The sequence below is a fragment of the Streptomyces bobili genome (assembly GCF_002154575.1).
GTDB classification, from domain to species: Bacteria; Actinomycetota; Actinomycetes; order Streptomycetales; family Streptomycetaceae; genus Streptomyces; species Streptomyces bobili.
The window spans coordinates 1-13,789 of the sequence record NZ_MUBA01000019.1; the positions used below are offsets into that span (position 1 = coordinate 1).

The following is a 13,789-nucleotide window of genomic DNA, read 5'->3' on the forward strand; positions in this document are numbered from 1 at the left end:
ACGCGGGGGGCGGCGGGCCGCACGCCGCCCGGCCGCCGCACGGCCCGCCGCCCCCCGCGTCATCCGGCTCGGCAGCCCGCGCCCCCGGCTGCGCCTGGTCGGCCTCGCGCTGACCCTGGTGCTGATCGCCTTCGTGGTCCGCCTGCTCCAGGTACAGGCCGTCGACGCGAGCACCTACGCCGCCAAGGCCGAGCAGAACCGCTACGTCGGCCAGATCCTGGCGGCCGAGCGCGGAGAGATCACCGACCGCTCCGGAGTGGCCCTCGCCTCCAGCGAGGACGCCTACGACATCACCGCCGACCCGACGATGTTCGCCCCCGCGGAGCTGAAGACCGTCGACGGTCCCGAGCAGGCGGCGGCCCTCCTCGCCCCGATCCTCGGCCAGGAGCAGTCCGCGCTCGTCAAGAAGCTGCGCCCCCGCAACGCCGGCGCCCGCTACGCCAAGCTGGCGGGCCGGCAGACCCCGCAGGTCTGGAAGCAGATCAAGGACCTGAAGTCCGCCCTCGCCACCAAGGCCGAGTCGGACCCCGCCACGGTCAACGTCCTGGCCGGCGTCTTCTCCGTGCCCAGCAGCAAGCGCGTGTACCCCAACGGTGAACTGGCCGCCGGGATACTGGGCTGGGTCAACTCCGAGGGCAAGGGCGGCGGCGGTGTCGAGCAGCAGCTGAACACCACCCTGGCCGGCAAGGACGGCAAGATCCGCTACGCCCAGTCCGGTGGCCGCCAGGTTCCCACCGCGGGCTCCACCGAGACCCCGGCCGTACCCGGCTCCGACGTCGAGCTGACCATCGACCGGGACATCCAGTGGGCTGCCCAGAACGCCATCACCGAGCAGGTCAAGGAGTCCAAGGCGGACCGCGGCTACGTCATCGTCCAGGACACCCGCACCGGGGAGATCCTCGCCCTGGCCAACTCGCCCGGCTTCGACCCCAACGACCTGAGCAGGGCGAACCCCGACGCCCTCGGCAACGCGGCCCTCCAGGACGCCTACGAGCCCGGCTCCACCGCCAAGGTCATGTCGATGGCCGCGGTACTGGAGGAGAACGCGGCCACACCGCTGACGCACGTCACCGTGCCGAACCGGCTGCACCGGGGCGACCGGCTGTTCCAGGACGACATCGACCACAAGACCTGGTACCTCACGCTCAACGGCGTGCTCGCCAAGTCCAGCAACATCGGCACGATCCTGGCCACCGGCCAGCTCGGCAGGACCCAGGCGCAGGCCAACCAGACCCTCTACTCCTACCTGCGCAAGTTCGGCATCGGCAGCCACACCGGACTCGGCTTCCCCGGCGAGACGAAGGGCATCCTCGCGGCGCCCGGCGACTGGTCGACCTCGCAGCAGTACACGATTCCTTTCGGCCAGGGCGTCTCCATCAACGCGCTCCAGGCGGCCTCCGTCTATTCGACGATCGCCAACGGCGGCGTGCGCGTCGAGCCGACCCTGGTGCGCGGCACCAAGGGCCCGGACGGCCGCTTCACCCCCGCCGAGGCCCCGCAGAAGACGCGGGTGGTCAGCGCGAAGACGGCGAGGACCCTCGCCCAGATGCTGGAGTCGGTCGTGGACGACCGGGAGGGAACCGGCACCAAGGCGCGTATCCCCGGCTACCGCGTGGCGGGCAAGACGGGCACCGCCAACCGCGTGGATCCGGCCACCGGCAAGTACCGCGGCTACACGTCGTCGTTCGCCGGCTTCGCGCCCGCCGACAGCCCCCGGGTGACCGTGTACTGCGCGATCCAGAACGCCACCGACGGCGGCTACTTCGGCGGCCAGATCTGCGGTCCGATCTTCAAGAAGGTCATGGAGTTCTCCCTGAAGACACTCCAGATCCCGCCGACCGGGGCGAAGCCCGCGAACCTCCCGGTCTTCTTCGCCCCCTGACCCAGCCCGCCAGAACCGCCCGCGAGTGTTCAGCGCCGAACCAGCCAGGGAACCAGCCCGTGACCATGATCACCCCCGATCCCGCGAACCAGGCACCACCCGCCGCCTCACTTCGCTCCCGACCAGCCGCGCCCGGTACGCTCACCGCCGTGCCACACGCTGATCAGTCCCAAACCCCTCAGAAGGGCGCTTCCGTGACATATCCGGGGCCGCCGCGTCCGGTCCACGTCCCCGCCACACCCCTGGCGGAACTGGCCGGACAACTGGGTGCCGAACAGCCGGAGAGCGCCGCGGAGGTCACGGGCATCACCCACGACTCACGCGCCGTCCGCCCCGGCGACCTGTACGCCGCCCTCCCGGGCGCCCGCCTGCACGGCGCCGACTTCGCCACCCAGGCCGCGGGCCTCGGCGCGGTCGCCGTCCTGACCGACCCGGCCGGCGCCGAGCGCGCCGCCTCGACCGGCCTGCCGGTCCTGGTCGTCGACGACCCGCGCGGACAGATGGGCGAGCTGGCGGCCACGATCTACGGCCACCCCGGCCCCGAGCTGCTCCAGATCGGGATCACCGGCACCTCCGGCAAGACCACCACCGCCTATCTCGTCGAGGGCGGCCTGAAGTCGGCCAGGGCCACCGGGCTGATCGGCACGGTCGAGACGCGCATCGGTGACGAGCGCATCAAGTCGGAGCGCACCACCCCGGAGGCCACCGACCTCCAGGCGCTGTTCGCCGTCATGCGCGAACGCGGCGTCGAGGCGGTCGCGATGGAGGTCTCCAGCCACGCCCTGGTCCTCGGCCGGGTCGACGGCTGTGTCTTCGACGTCGCCGTGTTCACCAACCTCAGCCCGGAACACATGGAGTTCCACTCCGACATGGAGGACTACTTCCGGGCCAAGGCGCAGCTGTTCACCCCGCTGCGCAGCCGGCTCGGTGTGGTCAACTTCGACGACGAGTACGGCCGCCGGCTGGCCGCCGAGGCCGCCGTGCCGGTCGTCACGTTCTCCGCCGAGGGCCACCCCGACGCCGACTGGCGGGCGGTGGACGTCCAGGTCGGCCCCATGGACTCGACGTTCACCGTCCTCGGCCCCGACGGCGAGCGGATCTCCGCCAGGTCGCCGATCGCCGGCCCCTTCAACGTGGCCAACAGCCTCGCCGCGATCGTCGCGCTCGCCGCCGCCGGGATCGACCCGCGGACCGCCGCCGACGGTGTGGCCGCCGTACCGGGTGTGCCGGGCCGGCTGGAGCGCGTGGACGCCGGACAGGACTACCTCGCCGTCGTCGACTACGCGCACAAGACGGACGCCGTCGAGTCGGTGCTCAAGGCGCTGCGCAAGGTCACCAAGGGCCGGCTGCATGTGGTGCTCGGCTGCGGCGGCGACCGCGACACGACCAAGCGGGGGCCGATGGGCGCCGCCGTGGCCCGGCTCGCCGACACCGCCGTACTGACCTCCGACAACCCCCGCTCAGAGGACCCCCTCGCGATCCTCGCGGCGATGCTCCAGGGCGCCGCGTCGGTGCCGGCCCACGAGCGCGGCGAGGTGCAGCTGTTCGAGGACCGGGCCGCCGCGATCGACGCCGCCGTCGGCCGGGCGCGGCCCGGGGACACCGTGCTGGTCGCGGGCAAGGGCCATGAGCAGGGCCAGGACATCGCCGGTGTGGTCCGTCCCTTCGACGACCGCCAGGTGCTTCTCGAAGCTATCCAGAAGACCCAGGGATGAACTTGTGATCGCCCTCTCCCTCGCCGAGATCGCAGCAGTCGTCGGCGGGCAGACGTACGACATACCGGATCCGTCCGTCCAGGTCACCGGGCCGGTCGTCCGGGACTCCCGTGAGGTGGAGCCCGGCAGCCTCTTCGTCGCCTTCGTCGGCGAACGGGTGGACGGCCACGACTACGCGCGGGCGGTCGTCGAGGCGGGAGCGGCGGCCGTACTGGCCTCGCGCCCCGTCGGTGTGCCCGCGATCGTCGTGGACGACGTCCAGGCGGCGCTCGGCGCCCTCGCCCGGCACGTCGTCCGCACGCTCGGCACGACCCTCGTGGCCCTCACCGGCTCGGCCGGCAAGACCAGCACCAAGGACCTCATCGCCCAGGTCCTGCGGCGCAAGGCACCGACGGTGTTCACACCCGGCTCGCTCAACAACGAGATCGGGCTGCCGCTGACCGCCCTGTCCGCCACCGAGGAGACAAGGTTCCTCGTGCTGGAGATGGGCGCCCGCGGCATCGGCCACATCCGCTACCTCGCCGATCTGACGCCACCGAGGATCGGCCTCGTACTGAACGTCGGGACCGCCCACATCGGCGAGTTCGGCGGCCGGGAGCAGATCGCCCAGGCCAAGGGCGAACTCGTCGAGAGCCTGCCGCCGGCGAGCGAGGGCGGCACGGCGGTCCTCAACGCCGACGACCCCCTGGTCCGGGCCATGGCCTCCCGTACGCAGGCGAAGGTGGTCCTTTTCGGAGAGTCCGGCGAAGCGGACGTACGTGCCGAGAACGTCAGACTCACGGACACCGGACAGCCCGCCTTCAGGCTTCACACACCCTCCGGTGCAAGCGATGTGACCATGCGCCTGTACGGTGAGCACCACGTGTCGAACGCGCTCGCCGCGGCCGCCGTCGCCCATGAGCTGGGCATGTCCGCGGAAGAGATCGCCACCGCGCTTTCCGAGGCGGGCTCCCTCTCCCGCTGGCGGATGGAGGTCACCGAGCGCCCGGACGGCGTGACGATCGTCAACGACGCCTACAACGCGAACCCCGAGTCCATGCGAGCCGCCCTGCGCGCGCTCGCCGCAATGGGCACAGGGCGGCGGACCTGGGCGGTGCTCGGCAAGATGGCCGAGCTGGGGGACGAGGCGCTCGCCGAGCACGACGCGGTCGGACGGCTCGCCGTCCGGCTCAATGTCGGCAAGCTCGTCGCGGTCGGGGGCAGGGAAGCCGCCTGGCTGCAACTGGGCGCATATAACGAGGGTTCGTGGGGTGAGGAGTCGGTGCACGTGTCCGACGCACAGGCGGCTGTCGACCTGTTGCGCAGCGAGTTGCGCCCAGGAGACGTCGTACTCGTGAAGGCGTCCCGTTCGGTCGGTCTGGAGGGCGTCGCGCAGGCGCTGCTGGAGACCGGTGCCGGGGGAGAGGTCGCCGCCCGATGATGAATCAGATCCTGTTCGCGGGTGTCCTCGGCCTCTTCCTGACGATGGCCGGCACCCCGCTGCTGATCAAGCTGCTGGCCCGCAAGGGCTACGGCCAGTACATCCGCGACGACGGCCCGCGCGAGCACGCCAGCAAGCGCGGTACGCCGACCATGGGCGGTATCGCCTTCATCCTGGCGACGGTCGCGGCGTACTTCCTGTCCAAGCTCATCACCGGCAAGCCGCCGACCTACTCGGGTCTGCTGGTGCTGGGTCTGATGGTCGGCATGGGTCTGGTCGGATTCCTCGACGACTACATCAAGATCGTCAAGCGGCGTTCGCTGGGTCTGCGGGCCAAGGCGAAGATGGCCGGCCAGCTGATCGTGGGCATCAGCTTCGCCGTGCTGTCCCTGCAGTTCGCGGACTCCCGCAACAACACCCCGGCCTCCACGAAGCTGTCGTTCATCACGGACTTCGGCTGGACCATCGGCCCGGTGCTGTTCGTCCTCTGGGCGCTGTTCATGATCCTCGCGATGTCGAACGGCGTGAACCTCACCGACGGTCTCGACGGCCTCGCCACCGGCGCGTCCGTCCTGGTCTTCGGCGCCTACACCTTCATCGGTGTCTGGCAGTTCCAGGAGTCCTGCGCCAACGGCGAGACGCTGACCAACCCCAACGCCTGTTACGAGGTGCGCGACCCGCTCGACCTCGCGGTCGTCTCCGCCGCACTGATGGGTGCCTGCCTCGGCTTCCTGTGGTGGAACACCTCGCCGGCCAAGATCTTCATGGGGGACACCGGTTCGCTGGCCCTCGGCGGTGTGCTCGCCGGTCTCGCGATCTGCTCCCGCACCGAACTGCTGATGGCCGTCCTGGGCGGGCTGTTCGTCCTCATCACCATGTCGGTGGTCATCCAGGTCGGCTCCTTCAAGCTCACCGGCAAGCGCGTCTTCCGAATGGCGCCGCTTCAGCACCACTTCGAACTCAAGGGCTGGTCCGAAGTCCTGGTGGTGGTCCGCTTCTGGATCATCCAGGGCATCTGCGTGATCGTCGGACTGGGCGTCTTCTACGCGGGATGGGCAGCGGAAAAGTGACCGACTGGCAGGGGAAGCACGTCACCGTCGCCGGGCTCGGCGTCTCCGGCGTCCCGGCGGCCAAGGTGCTGCACGGGCTCGGCGCGAAGGTGACCGTCGTCAACGACGGTGACGACGCCCGCGCGCGGGAGCAGGCCGAGGACCTTCGGGAGCTGGGCGTCACCGTGCGCCTCGGCGACGGGGCCACCCTGCCCGAGGGCACCGAACTGATCGTCACCGCGCCCGGCTGGAAGCCGGACAAGCCGTTGTTCACGGCAGCCGCCGCGGCCGGTGTGCCGGTGTGGGGCGACGTCGAACTCGCCTGGCGCCTGCGGGGACCCGACGCGGCCCCCTGGCTCTGCGTCACCGGCACCAACGGCAAGACCACCACCACCCAGATGCTGGCGTCGATCCTGAAGGCGGCCGGCCTGCGTACGGCGGCCGTCGGCAACATCGGCGTCTCCCTGCTGGACGCGGTCCTCGGCGAGGAGCGTTACGACGTCCTCGCCGTCGAACTCTCCAGCTACCAGCTGCACTGGGCGCCCTCCCTGCGCGCCCACTCGGCCGCCGTGCTGAACCTCGCCCCGGACCACCTCGACTGGCACGGCTCCATGGAGGCGTACGCCAAGGACAAGGGCCGCGTCTACGAGGGCAATCGGGTCGCCTGCGTCTACAACCTGGCCGACCCGGCCACCGAGGACCTGGTGCGCGAGGCGGACGTCGAGGAGGGCTGCCGGGCCGTCGGCTTCACGCTCGGCGCCCCCGGCCCCTCCCAACTCGGCGTCGTGGACGGCATCCTGGTCGACCGCGCCTTCGTCGAGAACCGGCAGAAGAACGCCCAGGAACTGGCCGAGGTCTCCGACGTCGACCCGCCGGCCCCGCACAACATCGCCAACGCCCTTGCCGCGGCGGCCCTCGCACGGGCCTTCGGGGTGCCCGCCAAGGCCGTACGGGACGGGCTGAGGGCCTTCACGCCCGACGCCCACCGGATCGCCCACGTGGCGGACCTGGACGGTGTGGCGTACGTCGACGACTCCAAGGCCACCAACACCCACGCGGCGGAAGCCTCGTTGGCGGCGTACGAGTCGATCGTGTGGATCGCGGGCGGCCTCGCCAAGGGGGCCACCTTCGACGAGCTGGTCACCAAGTCGGCGAAGCGGCTCCGCGGGGTCGTGCTCCTCGGCGCCGATCGTGCCCTGATCGGTGAAGCCCTGGCGCGACACGCCCCGGAAGTACCGGTCGTCGACCTCGACCGGACCGACACTGGGGCGATGCTCGCGGCTGTCCAGGAAGCCCGCCGACTCGCCGCCGAAGGCGACACGGTACTGCTCGCACCGGCCTGCGCCTCCATGGACATGTTCGTCAACTACAACCAGCGCGGTGACGCGTTCGCGCAGGCCGTTCGCGAACTCGGCGCCTGACCCGGCCGCCTGCCGGGCGGACCTTGGGAGGGACGCGTGGGACTGTCGAGGCCGACGTACACCGGAGGCTGCGGTGCCCGGTAGCCGTACCGGGCGGCCGCCCGTCCGGCGGCCCGTCCGCGGACCCGTCGCCCGGCCGCCGCGGGACAACCCCGCGCTGCGGCTCTACACGCGCGCCCGCAAGGCCTGGGACCGGCCGCTGACCGCCTACTACCTGATCCTGGGCGGCAGCCTGCTGATCACCGTGCTGGGCCTGGTGATGGTCTACTCGGCCTCGCAGATCACCGCGCTCCAGATGTCGTTGCCGGGCTCCTTCTTCTTCCGCAAGCAGTTCCTCGCGGCCGCCATCGGCGGGCTGCTGATGCTGGCCGCCTCCCGGATGCCGGTGAAACTGCACCGGGCGCTGGCCTACCCGATCCTTGCGGGCGCCGTCTTCCTGATGGCACTCGTGCAGGTGCCGGGGATAGGGATGTCGGTCAACGGCAACCAGAACTGGATCTCGCTCGGCGGCTCGTTCCAGATCCAGCCCAGCGAGTTCGGCAAGCTCGCGCTGGTGCTGTGGGGCGCCGACCTGCTGGCCCGCAAGCAGGACAAGAGGCTGCTGAGCCAGTGGAAGCACCTGCTGGTGCCGCTCGTGCCCGTCGCGTTCATGCTGCTCGGACTGATCATGCTCGGCGGCGACATGGGTACGGCGATCATCCTCACGGCGATCCTGTTCGGCCTGCTGTGGCTGGCGGGCGCGCCCACCCGCCTCTTCGCCGGCGTGCTCTCGATCGCCGCGCTGATCGGCGTGATCCTCATCAAGACCAGCCCGAACCGGATGGCCCGGCTCGCCTGCATCGGCGCCACCGAACCGAAGTCCGGGGTGGCCGACTGCTGGCAGGCCGTGCACGGGATCTACGCCCTCGCCTCGGGCGGGATCTTCGGGTCCGGGCTCGGGGCGAGTGTGGAGAAATGGGGGCAACTCCCCGAGGCGCACACCGACTTCATCTTCGCCGTCACCGGTGAGGAACTGGGTCTGGCGGGGACGCTGTCGGTGCTCGCCCTGTTCGCGGCTCTAGGCTATGCGGGTATCCGCGTGGCCGGACGCACGGAGGACCCCTTCGTCAGGTATGCCGCGGGAGGCGTGACCACCTGGATCACGGCCCAGGCCGTGATCAACATCGGTGCGGTGCTCGGCCTGCTGCCGATCGCCGGTGTCCCTCTCCCGCTGTTCTCCTACGGGGGATCCGCCCTGCTGCCGACCATGTTCGCCATCGGGCTGCTGATCGCCTTCGCACGCGACGAGCCCGCTGCGCGGGCCGCGCTTGCGATGCGGCAACCCCGCTTTGGTAGAAAGCGGGGAGCCGGGGGTCTCACGGGGCCCCGGAGATGGAACACGATGAGACGGCGTGCCTCGGCGGCGCGTACGTCCGGAGAGCGGTGAATTTCGGTGCATGTCGTACTCGCTGGTGGGGGGACCGCCGGCCACATCGAGCCCGCGCTCGCCCTCGCGGACGCCCTGCGCAGGCAGGACCCCTCGGTGGGGATCACGGCCCTGGGCACGGAGCGCGGTCTGGAGACCACGCTCGTACCCCAGCGGGGTTACGAGCTCGCGCTGATCCCCGCGGTGCCGCTGCCGCGCAAGCCGACCCCCGAGCTGATCACCGTCCCGGGCCGGCTGCGCGGCACGATCAAGGCGGCCGAGCAGGTCCTGGAGCGCACCCAGGCCGACTGTGTCGTCGGCTTCGGCGGCTACGTGGCCCTGCCCGCCTACCTCGCCGCCAAGCGCAGGGGCGTGCCGATCGTCATCCACGAGGCCAACGCCCGCCCCGGCCTGGCCAACAAGATCGGCTCGCGGTACGCCGCCCGCGTCGCCGTCTCCACGCCCGACAGCAAGCTCCGCGACGCCCGCTACATCGGCATCCCGCTGCGGCGCACCATCGCCACCCTGGACCGCGCCGCCGCGCGCCCCGAGGGGCGGCACGTGTTCGGCCTCGACCCGAACCTGCCCACGCTGCTCGTCTCGGGCGGTTCCCAGGGCGCCCGCCGCCTCAACGAGGTGGTCCAGCAGGTCGCTCCCTGGCTCCAGCAGGCGGGCATCCAGATCCTGCACGCGGTCGGCCCGAAGAACGAACTGCCGCACGTCCAGCAGATGCCGGGAATGCCCCCGTACATCCCGGTACCGTACGTGGACCGGATGGATCTCGCGTACGCCGCCGCCGACATGATGCTCTGCCGCGCGGGCGCGATGACCGTCGCCGAACTCTCCGCCGTCGGGCTCCCCGCCGCCTACGTCCCGCTGCCCATCGGCAACGGCGAACAGCGGCTGAACGCCCAGCCGGTGGTCAAGGCCGGCGGCGGCCTCCTGGTCGACGACGCGGACCTGACCCCGGAATGGATCCGGGAGAACGTCCTGCCCGTGCTCGCCGACCCGCACCGGCTGTACGAGATGTCCCGCGCGGCCGGCGAGTTCGGCCGCCGCGACGCCGACGACCTGCTCGTCGGCATGGTGTACGAGGCGATCGCCGCCTCGCGTGCGCACCGTTAGGCACGAATGACGAAAGGGCAGGGAGCGTGGCCGGATCCGCCACCGCCGAGCGCGGGGCACGTCAGCAGGAGTCGTCCGGCCCGCCCCTGGTCCGGCGGCTCGGTCCCCGCCGACTTCGTACGATCATCATCATCGCGCTCGCCGTCGTCCTCCTCGGCGCCGGCGTCACCTGGCTGCTGTACGGCTCCCAGTGGCTGCGCGTGGACCGAGTCTCCGTCTCCGGTACGGCGGTTCTGACGCCGGCGCAGGTCCGCGAGGCCGCCGCCGTCCCGGTCGGCTCACCGCTGGTCTCGGTCGACACCGACGCGATCGAGGAACGGCTGCGGGCGGAACTGCGCCGCGTCGACTCGGTCGAGGTCACCCGTTCCTGGCCCGACGGAATCGGTCTGAAAGTGACGGAACGAACGCCCGTCCTGCTTGTCCGAAAGGGGCGGAACTTCGTCGAAGTGGACGACGAGGGCGTCCGTTTCGCCACCGTCTCCCAGGCCCCCAAGGGCGTTCCGCTGCTGGAAACGGAACTCTCCCCCGCGAGTTCGGCCTCCGCGAGCCTGCGCCGCTTCGGCGAGGACCGCCTCGTCCGCGAGGCCGTGCGGACCGTCGGTTCCCTGCCGCCCGCGGTCGCCCGCGACACCCGCGTCGTCAAGGTCCGTTCCTACGACGACATCTCGCTCGAACTGAGCGGCGACCGGACCGTCGCGTGGGGGAGTGCCGAGAACGGCGCGGCGAAGAGCCGTACCATCCTCGCCCTGATGAAAGCCTCCCCGGACGCACGGCACTTCGATGTCAGTGTTCCCACCGCCCCTGCGTCAGCGGGGAGTTGACGCACATCCGCGCAGGCCAGCACCCTGGTTGGGCAGTGACACGGCTGATCACATAGGGTGAAAAGAAAAACGGGAGGTTCGGCGTGTTCGTTGAACGGGCGCCACTTGTCGACTTAGTGTCCTGTTCAGAAGACTTCAACGAACAGGCACACTGGTAACCCTAAACTTCAGCGTTAGGGTTCGGGTCGGCGAAACGGACCGTCCCATTTCGGCATCAGTCGCCGGATCGTGGAGCGCAGAGCGTCTCGCGAACCAGCGACACGTAACTCGAGGCGAGAGGCCTTCGACGTGGCAGCACCGCAGAACTACCTCGCAGTCATCAAAGTCATCGGTGTCGGCGGCGGTGGTGTCAATGCCATCAACCGGATGATCGAGGTCGGTCTCAAGGGTGTCGAGTTCATCGCCATCAACACGGACGCCCAGGCTCTGTTGATGAGCGACGCCGACGTCAAACTCGACGTCGGCCGCGAACTCACCCGCGGACTCGGCGCCGGAGCCAACCCGGCTGTCGGCCGCAAGGCCGCAGAGGATCACCGCGAGGAGATCGAGGAGGTCCTCAAGGGGGCCGACATGGTCTTCGTGACGGCCGGTGAAGGTGGCGGCACCGGCACCGGCGGCGCACCCGTCGTGGCCAACATCGCACGCTCCCTGGGCGCCCTCACCATCGGTGTGGTCACCCGCCCCTTCACCTTCGAGGGACGGCGCCGCGCGAACCAGGCCGAGGACGGCATCGCGGAGCTCCGCGAAGAGGTCGACACCCTCATTGTCATCCCCAACGACCGGCTGCTGTCCATCTCGGACCGCCAGGTCTCCGTCCTCGACGCGTTCAAGTCGGCGGACCAGGTCCTGCTCTCCGGCGTCCAGGGCATCACCGACCTCATCACCACGCCCGGTCTGATCAACCTCGACTTCGCCGACGTCAAGTCGGTCATGTCCGAGGCGGGTTCGGCCCTCATGGGCATCGGCTCGGCCCGCGGCGACGACCGCGCGGTGGCCGCCGCCGAGATGGCGATCTCCTCGCCGCTCCTCGAGGCGTCCATCGACGGCGCCCGGGGCGTGCTGCTGTCCATCTCCGGCGGCTCCGACCTCGGTCTCTTCGAGATCAACGAGGCCGCCCAGCTGGTCAGCGAGGCCGCGCACCCCGAGGCCAACATCATCTTCGGCGCGGTCATCGACGACGCGCTCGGCGACGAGGTCCGGGTCACCGTGATCGCGGCCGGCTTCGACGGGGGCCAGCCCCCGGCCCGCCGGGACACCGTCCTCGGCTCGGCCTCCTCCTCCTCCTCCTCGCCCCGCCGTGAGGAGCCCACCGCGGCACGGCAGTCCGAGAGCCGTCCGAGCTTCGGCTCGCTCGGCAGCGTGACCCCGAAGGAGGACCCGGCGCCGGCTCCCGAGCCGGTGGCCGACCTCCCGGTCGCCCCGCCGGTACCGCCGTCCCGGAGCTACTCGGACAGCGCGGCCGAGGAACTGGACGTGCCGGACTTCCTGAAGTGATAGGACAGCGCGGACACGCGAGCGGCGCGCACTTCGCCTTCACCGACCGGTGGGGCGGGGTGAGCGCCGCTCCGTATGAGGAGCTCAACCTCGGCGGCGCGGTCGGCGACGACCCCGGGGCCGTGCGGACCAACCGGGAGTCGGCGGCCAAGTCGCTGGGTCTCGAAGCGGGCCGGGTGGTCTGGATGAACCAGGTGCACGGCGCGGGCGTCACCGTCGTCGACGGTCCCTGGGGTGAGCGTCCGGTGCCCGAGGCCGACGCGATCGTCACCACGGAGCGGGGACTCGCTCTCGCCGTACTCACCGCCGACTGCACGCCGGTTCTGCTGGCCGACCCGGTCGCCGGTGTCGTGGCCGCGGCCCACGCCGGCCGGCCCGGGATGGTCGCGGGGATCGTCCCCGCCGCCGTACGGGCCATGGTCGGGCTCGGTGCCGAGCCGTCCCGGATCGTCGCCCGCACCGGGCCCGCCGTCTGCGGCCGGTGCTACGAGGTACCGGAGACGATGCGGGCCGAGGTGGCCGCCGTCGAGCCGGCCGCGCACGCCGAGACGAGCTGGGGCACTCCCGCGGTCGATGTGACCGCCGGGGTGCACGCACAGCTCGACCGGCTCGGGGTGCACGACCGGGAGCAGTCGCCGGTGTGCACGCGCGAGTCGAAGGACCACTTCTCGTACCGCCGCGATCGCACCACGGGGCGACTCGCGGGATATGTCTGGCTGGGCTGATGGTGCATGACGGACCGTAAGGGCGAACTCGCCGCAAATCTGGCGCAGGTGGAGCGGCGCATCACGGCCGCGTGTACGGCGGCCGGGCGCAAGCGCGAAGAAGTGACCCTGATCGTGGTCACCAAGACCTACCCGGCGAGCGATGTGCGGATCCTGTCGGAACTCGGTGTGCGGCACGTCGCCGAGAACCGGGACCAGGATGCGGCACCCAAGGCCGCGGCCTGCTCGGATCTGCCCCTTTCCTGGCATTTTGTGGGCCAGTTGCAGACCAACAAGGTGCGCTCCGTGGTCGGTTACGCGGATGTCGTGCAGTCCGTCGACCGTGCCCGGCTGGTGACGGCCCTCTCCAAGGAGGCCGAGCGGGTCGGACGCGAGGTCGGCTGTCTCATCCAGGTCGCGCTCGACGCGGGCGAAAGCGCGCGGGGGGAGCGGGGTGGCGTCGCGCCGGGCGGTATCGCGGAGTTGGCCGGCCTCGTCGCCGGCGCTCCGGGGCTCCGGCTCGCGGGACTGATGACAGTCGCACCTCTGACCGGGGAGTACGCCGGACAGCAACAGGCGGCGTTCGAGCGGTTGATGGATTTGTCGACTGACCTGCGCCGAACTCATCCGGCTGCGAACATGGTCTCGGCAGGGATGAGCGCGGACCTCGAACAGGCCGTGGCGGCCGGAGCGACACATGTACGCGTCGGCACCGCGGTACTCGGAGTCCGCCCCGGCCTCGGGTAACGTCGC

At 70.9% G+C, this 13,789-nt stretch carries 11 protein-coding genes; all 11 read left to right on the forward strand.

The window, feature by feature from the left end; translation table 11 throughout:
* The coding region (locus tag BZL64_RS02170; protein ID WP_244205147.1) for a peptidoglycan D,D-transpeptidase FtsI family protein at window positions 1–1,882 on the forward strand (1,882 nt) is incomplete at its 5' end.
* Between the two features lie 59 nt (window positions 1,883–1,941).
* Window positions 1,942–3,597, forward strand: coding sequence for a UDP-N-acetylmuramoyl-L-alanyl-D-glutamate--2,6-diaminopimelate ligase (locus tag BZL64_RS02175; protein WP_208639345.1), 1,656 nt, complete (start codon window positions 1,942–1,944; stop codon window positions 3,595–3,597).
* A gap of 4 nt (window positions 3,598–3,601) precedes the next feature.
* Window positions 3,602–5,017, forward strand: coding sequence for a UDP-N-acetylmuramoyl-tripeptide--D-alanyl-D-alanine ligase (locus tag BZL64_RS02180; RefSeq protein WP_086765518.1), 1,416 nt, complete (start codon window positions 3,602–3,604; stop codon window positions 5,015–5,017).
* Window positions 5,014–6,087: a phospho-N-acetylmuramoyl-pentapeptide-transferase gene (gene mraY / locus BZL64_RS02185; RefSeq protein WP_086765520.1), complete on the forward strand. Its 1,074-nt coding sequence runs from the start codon at window positions 5,014–5,016 to the stop codon at window positions 6,085–6,087. Before BZL64_RS02180 ends, mraY begins: the two co-directional genes overlap by 4 nt.
* Window positions 6,069–7,487 (forward strand): UDP-N-acetylmuramoyl-L-alanine--D-glutamate ligase, encoded by a 1,419-nt coding sequence (gene murD, locus BZL64_RS02190; RefSeq protein WP_086765522.1) that lies wholly within the window; start codon window positions 6,069–6,071, stop codon window positions 7,485–7,487. Before mraY ends, murD begins: the two co-directional genes overlap by 19 nt.
* Window positions 7,488–7,560: 73 nt before the next feature.
* Entirely contained in the window at window positions 7,561–8,913 is a 1,353-nt protein-coding gene (gene ftsW, locus BZL64_RS02195) for a putative lipid II flippase FtsW (protein WP_086765524.1), read from the forward strand.
* A gap of 6 nt (window positions 8,914–8,919) precedes the next feature.
* The gene (gene murG / locus BZL64_RS02200) at window positions 8,920–10,017 is read left to right on the forward strand and encodes an undecaprenyldiphospho-muramoylpentapeptide beta-N-acetylglucosaminyltransferase (protein ID WP_086765526.1); all 1,098 of its coding nucleotides are present in this window, start codon (window positions 8,920–8,922) and stop codon (window positions 10,015–10,017) included.
* Between the two features lie 26 nt (window positions 10,018–10,043).
* Window positions 10,044–10,838: a cell division protein FtsQ/DivIB gene (locus BZL64_RS02205; RefSeq protein ID WP_086765528.1), complete on the forward strand. Its 795-nt coding sequence runs from the start codon at window positions 10,044–10,046 to the stop codon at window positions 10,836–10,838.
* A 288-nt stretch (window positions 10,839–11,126) separates the two neighbouring features.
* Window positions 11,127–12,332 (forward strand): cell division protein FtsZ, encoded by a 1,206-nt coding sequence (ftsZ, locus tag BZL64_RS02210; protein ID WP_086765531.1) that lies wholly within the window; start codon window positions 11,127–11,129, stop codon window positions 12,330–12,332.
* Window positions 12,329–13,057, forward strand: coding sequence for a peptidoglycan editing factor PgeF (pgeF, locus tag BZL64_RS02215; protein WP_086765533.1), 729 nt, complete (start codon window positions 12,329–12,331; stop codon window positions 13,055–13,057). The genes ftsZ and pgeF overlap by 4 nt, the downstream gene beginning before the upstream one ends.
* 6 nt (window positions 13,058–13,063) lie before the next feature.
* On the forward strand, window positions 13,064–13,783 hold the full coding sequence (locus BZL64_RS02220; RefSeq protein ID WP_086765535.1) for a YggS family pyridoxal phosphate-dependent enzyme: 720 nt from the start codon (window positions 13,064–13,066) through the stop codon (window positions 13,781–13,783).
* The last annotated feature ends 6 nt before the right edge of the window (window positions 13,784–13,789 follow it).